Below are 14667 nucleotides of genomic sequence, written 5' to 3' on the forward strand. Positions count from 1 at the left end.
ACGGAGGGGGGACGCGCCGTTTACTACGTCTGGGCTGCCCTGACTGGAATGTCATGAGTGGGGCCAGATCGGCCAGGTTGGGACCCGGTCAGGCGGCAAGTGCGCGTCGCCGCAGCAGGGCGTCCACCGAGAGGGCGCCCGCGCCTTTGATCACAAGCAGCATCAGAACAAAGACCCACAGCAGGCGCTGATCCATGATCACCCCATCCGGGAAGCGATCAAACCAGGCCCCCAGTGTTTTGGCATCGGTGGCGCCATGGCCGTAGACATCGGTCAGGGACTGCACAATGACGAAGCCAATCATGCCGAGGGCGGCGAGGCGGGTGGCGAGGCCGATCACGATCAGCAGGGGCAGCAGGAATTCGGCGTAGGTGCCCGCCATCACGACCGCCCATTGAAAGAGGCCGAACTGCGACAGATCGTAGCCCGCGGCCTCCAGTTGTTTCGGAAAGATCTGGCTGTAGGCACCGATGGAGGGAGAGAAAATCCCGAACAGGCCATCCCCGAGTTTGGTCAGCCCGGAGGTCCAGAAATACAGCAGCAGCACGGCGGCGAAGGTGAAACGGGCAAGCAGCGGCAGCAGCCGGTCGCCCGCGCGCTCGATGTGATGAAACGCGGCGTTGTGTAGAGAAATCAAGGCGTTCATGGGACTTCCTATCGCGAGATGTCAGTGAGGGCCCGGCCCTCGATCAGGAGCGCCAGAGGGGCGCTGAGGTCGAAATCGGGAACTGCGGCGCATGCTGTCTCGGTGGCGGTGGCGAGGGTGTCGCCAGACTGCAGCGCCTCAATCCAGAGGGCGGCTCCGGGCGGCAGCCGCTCCGGCACCGGGTCGTAGTCGGGCCGGGTGATCAGCACGTCTTCGGGGCCGGCTGCGGGTTTGGGGGCGCCTTCTTGGGTATTGTAGCGCCAGATCGAATGGATCGGCCACCGGGAGCGCAGCACGCAGAGGGCGGGGGCGAAGCGGAAGCGACTGGCCAGCAGCGCCTCCGGCGACAGGGTTGCGAGGAGCTGCGCGTCGATGGGGGGGGCGTCTGCGGCGTGATAGCTGCGGCGCAGGGCGCAGTCCAGCCGGGCCATATCGCCGAGATAGCCAAGATGCGCGAGCTGAGGGAGGCGTTCGAGATAGGCGGGAAACGCATCGCCATAATGCGTCAGCACCGGCGAGGTCGGCGGGTGGGCGCGCAGGAACTGGCCTGCAAGCCCATCCATGTTGTCCGGTCCCAGCAGCCGCGCGACGGTCGGAAACCCCTGATGCAGCGCCTGCGTGAGAGAGACGGCGACATTGTTGCGATAGACGCTGAAGCGCCGGCCGGCGGGCTGACTGTGGCCGTCCTGCAACCCGGACGGAACCGGCAGGCGCGCGTCCAGAATGGCGCTGGTGAAGTCCCGTTCGCGCGACATCAGGCGGTTTCCCGGACCCGTTCCAGCGCAGCAGCCGCACGCAGGGCTTCGGCCTGCAGCAGCGGCCATTCGGGCACGTCCGTATCCCATTCCACCAGGGTGGGTTTGGGGCCGGAGCGCGCCAGCGTATAGTCCAGAAGGGCCCAGACCGGATCTGTGACCTCGGCACCGTGGCTGTCGATCAGCAGCGGCCTGCCGTGATCATCTTCGTCTTCATCATGGCCGCCGAGATGAATTTCACCAACCAGATCAAGCGGGTAGGCATCGATGTAGTCCTGCGGCCGGTAGTCGAGATTGGTGGCGGAGACAAAGACATTGTTGACATCGAGCAGCAGACCGCAGCCGGTGCGCCGGGCGATTTCCTGCAGGAAGGCAGGCTCTTCCCAGGTGCTTTCGGCAAAGGCGAGGTAGCTTGAGGGGTTTTCCAACAGCATCCGGCGCCCGAGCGTGGTCTGGACCTGATCGATATGCTCGCAGATCCGGGTGAGGCTTTGGTCGGTGTAGGGCAGGGGCAGCAGATCGTTGAAGAAATGGCTGTCGTGGGTGGACCATGCGAGATGTTCGGAAAAGCTTGCAGGCTGCAGCCAGTCGATGAGGTGCCGGAGTCGGGCAAGGTGGTCCGCATCCAGCGGGCCTTCGCCGCCAATGGAGAGGCCGACGCCATGCACGGACATCGGAAAGCGTTCCGCGAGGTGACGCAGTTGCGCCAGCGGTCGGCCGCCGTCTCCCATGTAGTTTTCGGCGTGGATCTCCAGCCATTTGACGGGGGCTGCATCGTCAAGAAGGCTTTGGAAATGCTGGGGTTTATAGCCCACGCCCGCAGCGTTTGGCAGGCGGGAAAAGGGGCCATTCGAGGGGCCGTCGGAGGGGGCAGAGCGGTCGAGGGTATCGAACATGGCGCACCTCTTCTGAGCGTGGCGGGAAGCTTGTGGAATGGTCAACGGGCCGGGATCTGGTCGCGGTCTGGCCGGTATTTGCGCTGTATTCGGCCAAAGGATTGGCCGGGAGTCCGGCTTGGCGGCTTGCGGGTGTTGGCCGGTATTTGTTTTGGCCCGTATTTGTTTTGACCGGTACTTGTTTTGACCGGCATCCGGGTCCGTCTCCAGGCGCCTATGTGGCGCGTGTCAGGTCGGGCAGGGGAGGCTGCGATGTGCCCCCCTCTGCCTCAGCTTGACAGGCGGGCCCGGACTGGACGCCACAAGATCAGGCGCGGCAGGATCAGGCCGGAAGATCCCGCTCCAGCGGTTCCAGAGACCCGGCGCGGGCAGAGCCATCGGCGGCGGCGGGCAGGTCCATTTCGGCGCAGGTGCCGCTGTCGACCAATGTCCAGGCGTTGCCCTGATAATCCACGGTCGAGGTGCCCGCGCAGGTGGTGCCGGGACCGGCGGCGCAGTCATTCTGGCCTGCGAGAGAAACGCCAAAGCATTTTTCCTTGGCCTGCGCGGCGGCCTGTGAGGTGGCTGCGGCCGTCAACGCAGCAGCAACGGCGCCTGCAACGGCGAGGGTTTTCTTGGTTGTCGACATATGCGTGGTCCTCCTGAAGGGATGGCGTGATCAGTTATGATGGAAACACCCTAACCGGGGGTGTAGAGGAAAATAAACTCACGAGGGCGTGCCTCACGCCGCCGTCAGGCAACGTTATTGACAAAACTCGGTTCACCCCAGTGAAAATGCAAGATTACGGCCAAGCATGTAACAAAACGGCCCCCAAGCGGAGGCCGTTTCTGTCGAATTTACGGGGAAATATTACAGATATTACAGAAGATCCGGCGGAGTTGCCTCCCGCGCGAGGCTCTCTGTAACATTTGCGAGGCTCTCGACGGAGGTCTGTTTCTGCCCAAGCCGCCGCACGGAGACAGTGCGCTCCTCGACTTCGCGGTGGCCGACAGCGAGAATGACCGGCACCTTGCCCACGGAATGCTCGCGGACCTTGTAGTTGATCTTCTCGTTGCGGATGTCGGCCTCGGCGCGCACGCCTGCGGCCTTCAGTGTTTCGACGACCTCATTCACATAGTCATCCGCCTCCGAGGTGATCGAGGCCACCACCACCTGACGCGGGGCCAGCCAGAACGGCAGTTTGCCTGCGTGTTCCTCGATCAGGATGCCGATGAAACGTTCAAACGAGCCGAGCGTCGCCCGGTGCAGCATATAGGGGCGGTGCTTGCTGCCGTCCTGACCGACATAGGTCGCTTCAAGCCGTTCCGGCAGGTTCGGGTCCACCTGCAGCGTGCCGCATTGCCAGGTCCGGCCGATGGCGTCGGTGAGGGTGAATTCCAGTTTCGGGCCGTAGAAGGCGCCTTCGCCTTCGAGCAGCTCATAGTCATAGCCGGCCGCCTTGCAGGCATCGCCAAGCGCCTTTTCGACGAAGTCCCAGCTTTCGTCGCTGCCGATGCGTTTTTCGGGACGGGTCGACAGTTTGATGGTCCAGTTGTGAAAACCGAGATCGGCATAGACCCGCGAGAGGAAGTCGATGAAACGCGCGGTTTCGGATTCGATCTGATCCTCGGTGCAGAAGATATGGCCGTCGTCCTGGGTGAAGCCCCGGACCCGCATGATGCCATGCAGCGCGCCCGAGGGTTCATAGCGGGCGCAGGAGCCGAATTCGGCCATCCGCAACGGCAGGTCGCGATAGGATTTCAGGCCCTGATTGAACACCTGCACATGGCAGGGGCAGTTCATCGGCTTGAGCGCATTGATCGCCTTTTCACGGGCGTGGTCTTCGTCCACTTCGACGATGAACATGTTCTCCTGGTATTTGTCCCAGTGGCCCGAGGCCTCCCAGAGCTTGCGGTCGACCACCTGGGGCGTGTTGACCTCGACATAGCCGCCGCGGTCCTGCTGGCGACGCATGTAGTCCTGCAGGATGGTGTAGACGCGCCAGCCGTTCGGGTGCCAGAAGACCTGACCGGGGGCCTCTTCCTGCATGTGAAAGAGGTTCATTTCGCGGCCGAGTTTGCGGTGGTCGCGCTTGGCGGCCTCCTCCAGCATGGTCAGATGGGCCTTGAGCTTTTCCTTGCCGGTGAAGGCGACGCCGTAGATCCGCTGCAGCATGGCGCGGCTCGAGTCGCCACGCCAGTAGGCGCCCGCGATCGACATCAGTTTGAACGCATCCCCCGGCACCTGACCGGTGTGCTGCAGATGCGGCCCACGGCACAGATCCTGCCAGTCGCCATGCCAATACATGCGCAGGGGCTCGTCGCCGGGAATGGCGTCGATCAGCTCGACTTTATAGGGTTCGTTGTTCTCGGTGTAGAAATCGACGGCGCGCTGACGGTCCCAGACCTCGGTGCGGACCGGTTCGCGCTTGTTGATGATCTCTTTCATCTTCTTTTCGATGGCGCCGAGATCTTCGGGGGTGAAGGGCTCTGTGCGGTCGAAATCATAGTACCAGCCGTTCTCGATGACGGGCCCGATGGTGACGCGGGTGTCAGGCCACAGCTCCTGCACGGCGCGGGCCATGATATGGGCGAGGTCGTGGCGGATCAGCTCGTTCGCCTGCGCCTCGTCCTTCATGGTGTGGATTGCGATCGCACTGTCGGCGGCGATGGGCCATTGCAGGTCCCAATGTGCCCCGTTCACGGTGGCGGAGATGGCTTTTTTCGCGAGAGAGGTCGAGATGGAGGCCGCGACTTCGGCAGGGGTGACCCCGGCCTCATAGCTGCGTGCATTGCCATCGGGAAAGGTGAGTGAGACTTGGGCCATCGTGCTGGCTCTCCTCGTCGGTTTGGCGCCCACAGAACGCCCGGTTGCGGGTTATGGTGTAGGGGGTGTTTGGCCGACGCGGCGCGGCAGGTCAAGTGGAGCCTGCATGAAATCGCCCGAACATCTTGGGCCGGGAACTGGCTTTGGGCGGGCTGTGCACGGGCTTTGCAATGGGCCGGGAAACATGGCAGGTCTGGGCAGAACCACGCATAGGACGGAGGGCCGCGAGATGGCGCCACAGTATCTGGAGACCGCGTCGGGGCGGCGCATTGCCTATCACAAGACCGAGGCGGATGGGGAAACGGGGGGCACGGGCCCGACGGTGGTGTTCCTTGGCGGGCTGAAATCCGATATGGAGGGCACCAAGGCGCTGTATCTCGAAGACTGGGCACGCGCCCGCGGACAGGGGTTCTTGCGCTTTGACTACTCCGGCCATGGCAGCAGCTCGGGCCGCTTTGAGGACGGCTGCATCGGCGACTGGCACGAGGACACGCTGGCGGCGGTGGAGCAGCTGACCGAGGGCAAGATCCTGCCGGTGGGGTCGTCGATGGGGGGCTGGCAGGCGCTTCTGCTGGCCAAGGCGCGCCCGGAGCGGATCTGCGGCCTTGTCACCATCGCCGCCGCCCCGGATTTCACCGAGGATAGCTATTGGGCCAATTTCACCGAGGCGCAGAAGGCAGAGCTGGACAGCCGGGGCCGGGTTGAATTGCCGAGCGACTATATGGAGCCCTATATCGTCACCCGGCGGATGATCGAGGACGGCCGGCAGCGGCTGGTGCTGCGGTCGCCGCTGGTGCTGCCGTTCCCGGTCCGCTGCCTGCAGGGGACGGATGATTCTGCGGTCTCCACCGCGACGGCGCTGCGTCTGATGGAGCATGCCACCTGCGAGGACATGCGACTGACCTTGGTCAAGGACGCGGATCACCGGTTCTCGGAGCCGGACTGTCTGGCGCTGATGAGCGCCGCCGTGGCCGAGATCTGCGACGCCGAGATCTGCCACAGGCAATGAGGCCCGGCGAGTGACGCCCGGCGCATGAAACCCGGGCGGCGTCGCGGTTGATCTGCGGCGCGTTTTGGGGCCGAATGTGGCCTCCTGGATCTGCAGCGAGGGGAGCGATCACAATGGAACAACGCGTGAGCCTGATCACACTGGGCGTCCGTGACATGGAGGCTTCGGCCGCTTTTTACGAGGCGTTGGGGTGGCGGCGGGTTGACAGCCCGGACGGGGTCATCGCCTTTGATCTGCTGTCGCAGACGCTCGGGCTCTATCCGCTGACAAAGCTGGCGGAGGATCTGAACCTGCCGGAGGAGGCGCTGGGGACGGGGGCAATGACGCTGAGCCACAACGTCCGGCTGATGGAGGAGGTCGCTCCGCTGATTGAGCGTGCGCGCGCGGCCGGCGCCGAGGTCCTGCGCGCGGCGGGGCCGGTCTTTTGGGGCGGCACCATCGGCTATTTCCGCGCCCCCGACGGCCACATCTGGGAGATCGCGCATAACCCGCATGCGCCGCTGGCCGCGGATGGATCTTTCTGTTGGGGTGGGTATTGAAGAAGTCACATATTCTTAACCATCACTTCGCATAGTCAAATAGTCCTTGCTGCCCGGCGTTTGAGGACGTGTAGTGAACCCAAGCGCCATGCATAGGCGCAACAGATTACGGGCAGAGCACATGACAGAGCTAGTGGAGCTGTCCCGGTATCCCCTTGTGGTGGTGCCCGGATTTATGAGCGACGGACGGATTTGGGAAAAACAGCTGCGGCTTTTGTCGCGCTACATGCCGGTGACCATCGCGCCGGTTCTGGGCGGTGCGCGGGTCGAGGATGTGGCGCTGCGGCTTCTGGATCAATTGCCCAGCTATTTCACCATCATCGGCGCCGGCTTGGGCGGTTCGGTTGCCATGGCGCTGTTGCAGCGCTCGCCGGAACGGATTGCAGGCATCGGCCTGATTTCGACCAGCCCCCTGGCCGAGAGCCCGGCCAAGGCGGCCGAGCGGGAGCCGTGGATCATTCGGGCCCGGTCTGGCCGGTTGCGCGGCGTCATGCAGGAGGTCTTTCCCGCCGCGAGCCTCGCCCCCAGCCCCCTGCGAGGCCAGATCATGGCCGATGTCGCCGATATGGCAGAGGATCTGGGGCCTGATGTTTTTGTGAGCCAGAGCAGGATGTTGCAGCGACGCTGTGATCAGCAGGCGGCCCTCAGGCGCGCCGATCAGCCGGGGTTGGTGGTCTGCGGCGTCCATGATCACATCATCCCGGTCAAACGCCAGATGTTCACAGCCGAACTGATGCGGCACACGCGGATCGAGATGATCGAGGACGCAGGTCATCTGCCGCTTCTGGAGCAGCCCGACCGGGTGTCGGCGATCCTGTGTGATTGGCTGATGCAGCCGCAGATGCGGGGCGAGGAGCTGCGCCAGACTGGATGATCGGGCAGGACGGTCGGGCAGGTGGAGACTGCAGGAGGGAAGAACCGGAAGAAAGGGTCGGTCTGTCGGGGCGGGAAGGCTGGACCGGAAGCGGGCGCAGGGGCTGTTGCCTGCGGCTGCCAGATCGGCTGCGAGGCCGATCAACAGGCCGGGTGTGGCCGCCCCTGTGGATGCGAGACGTTTTGACAGGTATGCAAAAGTTGTCAGGTGCCGTCGGGTGTCCGGCCTCTGAATGTGGTTTTGACACGCCACGGGCCCGTATGGAGATGCGCGGTTCAGCTCCAACGTGGAGAGGGGCGCTCTCCGGCGCACGGCCTGGTGCCTGGTTTTCCTGATCCCGTCTCATTGACCGTTTGTCCTGATCACCACCTCCGACCTTCTCACATGACCGGCAAAAGCCATCCTACCGGGGTCTTGTCATTCTCATTCCTCGTCATCAGAGCCCATGCAACGCGCGCCATCTTGGTGGCCAGCCTTGGTTTACCCGCCGGCATCTGCCCAAGCCCGCCCCTGATCCGCACGCCGCCGAATGGCCCACCGCACGACAGATGCCGCACTGATGACAAGAAGGCGGCGCAGGTCGCGCTGGCCCATCTTCGACCTGCGTCCGATCCGTTCTTTGCCGACTGATGAGAATTGCCTGGGCGTGCACCCGGTCCCGGTGGTCCAGGCGGCGAAGTCCCGCGCCTTGCTGAAAGGGCTTGGGGCTGGGGTGAAAGGGTTTGGGTCTGGAGAGAGAGAGCGGTAAGGGCCGTGGCCGTGATCGGCTCGATACCCGGGATCGTCATCAAGCGCTTTGCCGCTGGATCCTGCCGGGCACCAGCGCGTCGCTCTGCACCCAATTTGTCGATCTCGCCTGCAAGCATCTCGATATGATCCAAAAGCAGGTGAGCCTGGTCAAGGACGGCGGCTCACAGTTCTGTTTCCGCATCATTGGCATCGTTCTTCTGTCGTTTGACGGGGGGCGTCACGTAGATCGGTGGGATCCTCTGCACGGCATGCCCAAGCTTTCCGATCTCGCGCCCGCAATGACGAGAACTGGCACAGGCCGCCATGCCCACGGTGCATGTCAGAACGCCAGTCCGTAGAGACAGCCGCTTTGACCGCCGTAGCGTCTTGCTGAAGACGGGCCTGCCATCGGCTGTAGCTTGGTGAATTTGGAATATGTTTTGGCCAGATCTACGCCGACTATGCCACTCTCTTCCATGGACGTCTCCTCCTCAACATGGTGATCACACCACCAGTTTGGCACATCGATGCCGTCGGAGGGGCGTCCACCCCATCGGATATCAGGCTGACTGCAAGGCACTGACCGCAAGACACTCACCGGCTGCTGGCAGACCCGCTTGGGGCGCGGCGCGCATGGTCGTCAGGCGTTGGTGAGCGCCTTGCGTTCCGCTTTGGTCAGGACCTGCGGCAAGGCCACCGGCGCGCCGGTTTCGGTGTCAAACAGCGGTGTCTGTTTCCAGCGTCCGGTGAGGCGCGCGGACAGCATGCGCCCAATCAATTTGTATGTCATGCGGGCGGCGCCCTTGTGCTGGGGCGGCTTGCCCTTCTTCGGAATGAAGGTCCGGGCGATCACCTTGCCCAGGCTGTCCGGCTCGGCAAACAGCGCGGCTCGAATGGCGATGAAGGGCAGTTTCGCCGTGCGGGGGCTGTTGAACAGCGGTGTCCCGCAACATCCGGCATACCAGCGATACAAGCCCCGCGGCGACAGTTGCAGCAGGCTCAGATGTTCGGCGCCCTGATCGATTTTCACCATGTCCGGATTGAGCTGCAGCAGATCGACCCCGGTTCCGGCCGGGTCCGGGCAGCCGTGATGCAGCTCTACCGCGCGACAATCGCCGCAGTGGCAGTGGATACGGCTGCCCTGTCGCGCCGAGCCGGGTGCGATATGTCCCGACAAGGCGCCACAGGCGCAGGCAAAGCGGAGCGCGCCTTCGGCCGGTGATGCCGAGGGGGAAGACATGCCTATTCTGCCGCCGCCTGCGGCTTCTTGCCGGAGTTGGCCGGTTTCTTGCGGGCGTTGGCATCCATGAATTCAATCACCAGCGGGCGGATATTGTTGCGCCACGCGCGCCCCGCGAAAATGCCGTAGTGACCGGCGTCGGGTTCGACGTGGCTGGCCTTTTTGCTGTCGGGCAGACCGGTGCAGAGATCAAGCGCAGCAATGCATTGACCGGGCGCGGAGATGTCATCCTTGGCCCCCTCGACGGTTTTGACCGCCACATCGGTGATCTTGCCGATGTCCACATGCTTGCCCTCGACGGTAAAGGCGTTCTTGGCGATCTCGCCGTTCTTGAAGACCCGCTCGACGGTGGAGAGATAGAATTCCGCAGGCATATCCATGACGGCGAGATACTCGTCGTAGAACCGGTTGTGGGCATCGTGGTCGGAGGCCTCGCCCCGGCAGACGCGCATGATCTGGTCGGAAAACGCCTTGGAATGGCGGTCCATGTTCATCGACATGAAGGACGACAGCTGCAGAAGGCCCGGATAGACGGAGCGGCCGACGCCCTTGTATTTGAAGCCGACGCGCTGGATCATCGTCTGCTCCAGCTGGCCCATGGTGACACGGCGGCCAAAGTCGGTGACATCGGTTGGGGTTGCGTCCGGGTCGACCGGACCGCCGATCAGCGTCAGCGAGCTGGGCTGCGCCTTCGGGTCCATCTCGGCCAGATAGGCGGTGGCGGCGAGGGTCAGCGGCGCGGGCTGACAGACCGCGACCACATGGCATTCGGGGCCAAGTTCACGCATGAAATCAACGAGATAAAGTGTATAGTCCTCGACGTCGAATTTCCCTGCAGACACGGGGATGTCGCGGGCATTGTGCCAGTCCGTCACATAGACTTCGCAATTTTCGATGAGGCTCTTTACAGTGGAGCGCAGGAGGGTGGCGTAATGACCGGACATCGGTGCGACAACCAGGACCTTGCGCGGCTGTTCCGGGCGGTCGGTGACACGGAAGTGGATCAGGTCGCCAAAGGATTTTTCCACCACGGTGTCAACTTCGACCAGGTGATCCTTGCCGTCGTTGAGAGTGGTCGCGTGGATGCCCCAGTCGGGTTTTGCAACCATCCGTTCAAAGCTGCGCTCGGTGACCTGGCCCCAGGCGGCCATCCAGCTCAGCATCGGGTTTGGCATGGCGGCAAAGGCGGGGTAGGAGGCCATCGACAGCGCTGTCGCGCCGAGCCATTGATTCGTGTTGCGAACCGTCTCCATCAGATCATAGGACATCATGTAGCGCATCTGCGTCTCCTTGGCGGTGCTTTTCATGCCGCGGTTCTGGCCGGATTTTGCCGGAGGATTCCGGCAGGAGTCGGACCAGCGGCCGCTTTGCCGTACAATGGCGAGGCACGCATTCTGCACAGCAGAAAGATTAAAAGGGTTTCCTTAAGATGACAACAACCGACAAGGGTATTGACGCGACTTCCACGGAACAGATTGACCAACTTAAAGAAAATCTTGAACGTGTTGAACTGCTCTCGAAGCGACTGGTGGATGTCCTGGCCCAGAAGAAGCCCAGCACCCCGGGATTGGACTCGCCGAATCAGGAACTTTTTGCACGTGCAGCATCGTCATATTGGTCGGCCATGGCCCAGAACCCGACCCGGTTGCTGGAGCAACAGGTGCAGTTCTGGGGGAAATCGGTGCTGAATTACGCCGAAGCGCAACAGATGATGGCCAATGCCCTGAACCAGGATGGCGCAGATGGCGCGGATCCTGAGGCGCCAGCTGCTCCGCCCCGTCCGACGGACCGCCGCTTTGCCAACCCGATGTGGGAGAAAATCCCCTATTTCAAATTCGTGCGCGACCAGTATCTGACCAATGCAGAGGCCATTCGCACCGCCGTTCAGGAGGTCGAGGATCTGGACCGGGTCGACAAGCAGCGGCTGGGATATTTCGCCGATCAGATCATCAACATGATGGCGCCGACCAATTTCCTCGCCACCAATCCGGATGCGCTGGAAAAGGCGCTGGAGACGGACGGTCAGTCGCTGATTGACGGGTTGGAAAACCTGGTTGCCGATCTGGAGGCCAATGGCGGCGAGCTGATTGTCCGGCTGGCCGATGAAAACGCCTTTGAGGTCGGAACCAATATTGCAACCACCCCCGGCGATGTGGTGTTTCGCAACCGGATGATGGAGCTGATCCAGTACCGCCCCACCACGGAGACCGTGCATGAGATCCCGATCGTGCTGTTCCCGCCCTGGATCAACAAATTCTACATTCTCGATCTCAAGGAGAAGAACAGCCTGATCAAATGGATCACCGATCAAGGCTACACGCTGTTTGTGGTGTCCTGGGTCAATCCGGACAGCAGCTATGCGGATACGGCGCTTGAGGATTATGTCGAGGACGGGTTTCTGAAGGCGATTGATCTGGCCAAGGAGATCTGTGGGGTGAAACAGGTCAATGCGGTCGGCTATTGCATTGCGGGCACCACCCTGAGCCTGACCTTGTCGCTGCTGAAACAGCGCGGCGATAAATCGGTGAAATCGGCCACCTTCTTTACCGCGCTGACGGATTTCTCCGACCAGGGGGATTTCACACCGTTCCTGCAGAATGACTTCGTTGACGCCATCGAACAAGAGGTCGGCGGGGGCGGGGTCATGCCGCATTACATCATGGCGCGGACCTTCTCGTTTTTGCGCGCCAATGATCTGGTCTATGGTCCGGCGATCCGCAGCTACATGATGGGCGAGGCGCCGCCGGCCTTTGATCTGCTCTATTGGAATGGCGACGGGGCGAACCTGCCTGCGCGGATGGCGGTTCAGTACCTGCGGCGTCTGTGTCAGCAAAACGAGTTCGCCGAGGGCGGGTTCGAGATGTTCGGTCACCGGCTGCACCTGAAGGAGGTGGATGTGCCACTGATGGCGATCACCTGCGAAACCGATCACATTGCCCGGTGGACGGATTGCTACAAGGGCGTGCAGCAGATGGGGTCGCGTTCCAAGACCTTTGTGGTCAGCCAATCGGGGCATATCGCGGGGATCGTGAACCCGGTCAGCCGCAATAAATATGGCCATTACGTCAATGACGATCTGACGGTTGATTCGGATGCCTGGATGGAGGGAGCGACCTTTCACGAGGGGTCCTGGTGGCCGCGTTGGGAAAATTGGCTGAAAAAACGGGCGGGCAAGCAGGTCCCCGCACGGGTGCCGGGAACCGAAACCTATCCTGTGCTTGATGCGGCGCCGGGGCAATATGTCCGCGGCAAGGCCCGCACTTGAATCGCGCGTGAGCTGTGCGGTGTGGGAAGTCTTTGGAATGCCGAGGTTTTCGGATCTGCTCCGCATTGCGCGCCGGAGAGTGTCATTAAAACCGGGGCGGCGCCGGGGTATTGTACTTGCTCGGGCTTCCGTAAATGAATGGTAAAATTTCTGCAGCGCAGCAAATTTCACTTGAATTGCTGCGCTGCAGCATGCATATTGGGTGCAACGTCGGGACAGGCCCGCACGGCATCCAAGACAAGGAACGATTACCATGGCCAAGACCCAAGATTTCACCGCTGTAATGAAAGACATGATGGCTTCTTTTCCAGTGGACACATCCGCAATGGAAGACATGTTCAAAACGACAGCTGCTCTGAACGAGAAACTCTCCTCGGTTGCGCTCGACGCTGCTGGCAAATCCGCCGAGATTTCCTCCAAGTGGACCAAAGATACACTGTCGAAAATGGGCGAAATCGCGAAAGCGAAGTCCGAGCCTGCTGACTATGCGAAAGCGGCAACCGATTTCGCATCCAGCTCTGCCGAAGTTGCTGCCGAAAACATGGCCGCTTTTGCTGAAGTTGCGAAAAAAGTTCAGATGGACACCGTTGAGCTGCTGATGTCGGCTGGCAAGGACATGTCCGAAGAAGCAACCGCAGCGATGAAGAAGGCCACTGACGAAGTGACCACCGCTGCGAAGAAAGCCGCTGCTGCGAAGTAAGCGCCGGTCGATACCGAGACGTCCGGACCCTCCGTTCAGCTCTCCTCCCAATCAAACGGAGCGTCCGAAGAAAAGGGCAGGCCACGCGCCTGCCCTTTTTGTCGTTTGCCGCGCCCCTTGTTGTTGGAAAAGCCATCCGGGCCGTGTCGTCGGGCCGAGTCGGGAAAGGGCGCGGCGGGGCGATGCCCGGGCGATGGTCGGGCGATGGCTTGGCCGTCCCCGCAGAATTTGGACAAGAGAGGCTGCGCCTGTGCTGCGAGGTCTGGTGGCGGCGCGAGGCATATCCTTTTGGTTTCTGTGCTTTCCTTTTCAAACCGGCTCGCCTAGGGTTTTTGGAACACGCAGAATTCCGGAGGAGCGAGAATGGCGGACAAGGACACACCTCTGCTCATCAAACGCTACGCGAGCCGCAGACTCTATAATACCGAGACGAGTGATTACGTCACGCTGGAGGACATTGCGGGGTTCATCCGGGATGGTCGGGAAGTGCAGATCATAGATCTGAAATCCGGCGATGACCTGACCCGGCAATATTTGTTGCAGATCATCGCAGAGCACGAAAGCCGGGGCGAAAACGTTCTGCCGGTGACGGTGTTGAATGATCTGGTGCGCAGCTACATGGTGCCCGGTGGCGGGGTGATGCCACAGTTCCTGCAGACATCCTTTGACATGCTGCGCGACAGTCAGTCGAAGATGATGGAGAATATGAATGCGATGAACCCGATCGCCCAGATCCCGGGGTTCGAGGCAATGAAGGCGCAGCAGGAGGCCTTTCTCAAGGCGATGACCGGCGGGTTCAGCGGTGGCTGGACCGGCGGTGGCGAAGAGAGCGAGGCAGCGGAAGGGGAGGAAGACCTGACCTCCATCAAGCGCCAACTGGCGGAATTGCAGGACAAGCTGTCCAAGATGAGCTGAGCTCCGTCCAAGGTTCGTGACATCAGCCCCGGGTAACGCCGGGGCTTTTATCGTTTCACAGGGCTCCATGGGCCTGCGTGATGCGGTACGGACTGACTGGGCGCAACCGCAGCGCGCCACCAGGCGCGCTGCCGGGCCCAAGGGGAGGCCACTGCATCGACAGAGGCTGTGGCAAACGCGCGGGAGCGCTCCCGCCCGGCGCAGTTGCATCGCGATGCAACTGCGCCCGTTGGGCCTGGCGCCGCGCTGGCGCGCGGCGTGCGCTTGTTGCGGGCCTATTGGCTGGGACCGGC

General features: G+C 62.2%; 13 protein-coding genes and 1 pseudogene. 6 read left to right on the forward strand and 8 right to left on the reverse strand.

Features of this window, described 5'->3' with window-relative positions; translation table 11 throughout:
• Positions 1-88: 88 nt before the first annotated feature.
• From FGE21_RS01750 to thrS, 5 genes are all read right to left on the reverse strand, one after another.
• A complete protein-coding gene (locus FGE21_RS01750) occupies positions 89-646 on the reverse strand; it encodes a DoxX family protein (protein ID WP_139661148.1) in 558 nt (185 codons plus the stop codon).
• Between the two features lie 8 nt (positions 647-654).
• On the reverse strand, positions 655-1401 hold the full coding sequence (locus FGE21_RS01755; protein ID WP_139661149.1) for a DNA-binding domain-containing protein: 747 nt from the start codon (positions 1399-1401) through the stop codon (positions 655-657).
• Positions 1401-2297 (reverse strand): DUF692 family multinuclear iron-containing protein, encoded by an 897-nt coding sequence (locus FGE21_RS01760; RefSeq protein WP_139661151.1) that lies wholly within the window; start codon positions 2295-2297, stop codon positions 1401-1403. Before FGE21_RS01760 ends, FGE21_RS01755 begins: the two co-directional genes overlap by 1 nt.
• Positions 2298-2619: 322 nt before the next feature.
• On the reverse strand, positions 2620-2925 hold the full coding sequence (locus tag FGE21_RS01765; protein WP_139661152.1) for a DUF2282 domain-containing protein: 306 nt from the start codon (positions 2923-2925) through the stop codon (positions 2620-2622).
• Positions 2926-3156: 231 nt separating this feature from the next.
• Positions 3157-5103, reverse strand: coding sequence for a threonine--tRNA ligase (gene thrS, locus FGE21_RS01770; protein WP_139661154.1), 1947 nt, complete (start codon positions 5101-5103; stop codon positions 3157-3159).
• Between the two features lie 229 nt (positions 5104-5332).
• On the opposite strand from thrS, the gene FGE21_RS01775 reads away from it, so the two are divergent.
• The 3 genes from FGE21_RS01775 (at position 5333) to FGE21_RS01785 (ending at position 7525) form a co-directional block, all read left to right on the forward strand.
• Positions 5333-6112: a carboxylesterase gene (locus FGE21_RS01775; protein ID WP_139661155.1), complete on the forward strand. Its 780-nt coding sequence runs from the start codon at positions 5333-5335 to the stop codon at positions 6110-6112.
• A 113-nt stretch (positions 6113-6225) separates the two neighbouring features.
• A complete protein-coding gene (locus FGE21_RS01780; protein ID WP_139661157.1) occupies positions 6226-6651 on the forward strand; it encodes a VOC family protein in 426 nt (141 codons plus the stop codon).
• A gap of 121 nt (positions 6652-6772) precedes the next feature.
• A complete protein-coding gene (locus tag FGE21_RS01785; RefSeq protein ID WP_255731227.1) occupies positions 6773-7525 on the forward strand; it encodes an alpha/beta fold hydrolase in 753 nt (250 codons plus the stop codon).
• A gap of 380 nt (positions 7526-7905) precedes the next feature.
• Here the strand turns inward: FGE21_RS01785 and FGE21_RS01790 are convergent.
• The 3 genes and pseudogenes from FGE21_RS01790 to phaZ form a co-directional block, all read right to left on the reverse strand.
• Positions 7906-8691 (reverse strand): annotated as a pseudogene (locus FGE21_RS01790) (transposase).
• A gap of 203 nt (positions 8692-8894) precedes the next feature.
• On the reverse strand, positions 8895-9494 hold the full coding sequence (locus FGE21_RS01795) for a DUF6151 family protein (protein ID WP_139661160.1): 600 nt from the start codon (positions 9492-9494) through the stop codon (positions 8895-8897).
• Positions 9495-9496: 2 nt separating this feature from the next.
• A complete protein-coding gene (gene phaZ / locus FGE21_RS01800; protein WP_139661162.1) occupies positions 9497-10774 on the reverse strand; it encodes a polyhydroxyalkanoate depolymerase in 1278 nt (425 codons plus the stop codon).
• 149 nt (positions 10775-10923) lie between these two features.
• Between phaZ and FGE21_RS01805 the strand changes: the two genes are divergently transcribed.
• The 3 genes from FGE21_RS01805 to phaR all read left to right on the forward strand — a co-directional run bounded on the left by FGE21_RS01805 (position 10924) and on the right by phaR (position 14374).
• Positions 10924-12759, forward strand: a complete 1836-nt coding sequence (locus tag FGE21_RS01805) for an alpha/beta hydrolase (RefSeq protein ID WP_139661163.1) — start codon at positions 10924-10926, stop codon at positions 12757-12759.
• Between the two features lie 253 nt (positions 12760-13012).
• On the forward strand, positions 13013-13459 hold the full coding sequence (locus FGE21_RS01810; RefSeq protein WP_139661165.1) for a phasin family protein: 447 nt from the start codon (positions 13013-13015) through the stop codon (positions 13457-13459).
• Positions 13460-13822: 363 nt separating this feature from the next.
• Entirely contained in the window at positions 13823-14374 is a 552-nt protein-coding gene (gene phaR / locus FGE21_RS01815; RefSeq protein ID WP_139661167.1) for a polyhydroxyalkanoate synthesis repressor PhaR, read from the forward strand.
• The last annotated feature ends 293 nt before the right edge of the window (positions 14375-14667 follow it).

This window comes from Phaeobacter sp. B1627, assembly GCF_006265095.1.
Classification (GTDB): Bacteria; Pseudomonadota; Alphaproteobacteria; order Rhodobacterales; family Rhodobacteraceae; genus Epibacterium.

Excerpts from the sequence above, each read along its gene's own strand:
- phaR (WP_139661167.1), top strand. The coding sequence starts at position 13,823 with ATGGCGGACAAGGACACACCTCTGCTCATCAAACGCTACGCGAGCCGC.
- thrS (WP_139661154.1), bottom strand. The coding sequence starts at position 5,103 with ATGGCCCAAGTCTCACTCACCTTTCCCGATGGCAATGCACGCAGCTAT.
- FGE21_RS01785 (WP_255731227.1), top strand. The coding sequence starts at position 6,773 with ATGACAGAGCTAGTGGAGCTGTCCCGGTATCCCCTTGTGGTGGTGCCC.
- FGE21_RS01760 (WP_139661151.1), bottom strand. The coding sequence starts at position 2,297 with ATGTTCGATACCCTCGACCGCTCTGCCCCCTCCGACGGCCCCTCGAAT.
- FGE21_RS01810 (WP_139661165.1), top strand. The coding sequence starts at position 13,013 with ATGGCCAAGACCCAAGATTTCACCGCTGTAATGAAAGACATGATGGCT.
- FGE21_RS01795 (WP_139661160.1), bottom strand. The coding sequence starts at position 9,494 with ATGTCTTCCCCCTCGGCATCACCGGCCGAAGGCGCGCTCCGCTTTGCC.
- FGE21_RS01805 (WP_139661163.1), top strand. The coding sequence starts at position 10,924 with ATGACAACAACCGACAAGGGTATTGACGCGACTTCCACGGAACAGATT.
- FGE21_RS01780 (WP_139661157.1), top strand. The coding sequence starts at position 6,226 with ATGGAACAACGCGTGAGCCTGATCACACTGGGCGTCCGTGACATGGAG.
- FGE21_RS01775 (WP_139661155.1), top strand. The coding sequence starts at position 5,333 with ATGGCGCCACAGTATCTGGAGACCGCGTCGGGGCGGCGCATTGCCTAT.
- FGE21_RS01765 (WP_139661152.1), bottom strand. The coding sequence starts at position 2,925 with ATGTCGACAACCAAGAAAACCCTCGCCGTTGCAGGCGCCGTTGCTGCT.
- FGE21_RS01755 (WP_139661149.1), bottom strand. The coding sequence starts at position 1,401 with ATGTCGCGCGAACGGGACTTCACCAGCGCCATTCTGGACGCGCGCCTG.
- phaZ (WP_139661162.1), bottom strand. The coding sequence starts at position 10,774 with ATGCGCTACATGATGTCCTATGATCTGATGGAGACGGTTCGCAACACG.
- FGE21_RS01750 (WP_139661148.1), bottom strand. The coding sequence starts at position 646 with ATGAACGCCTTGATTTCTCTACACAACGCCGCGTTTCATCACATCGAG.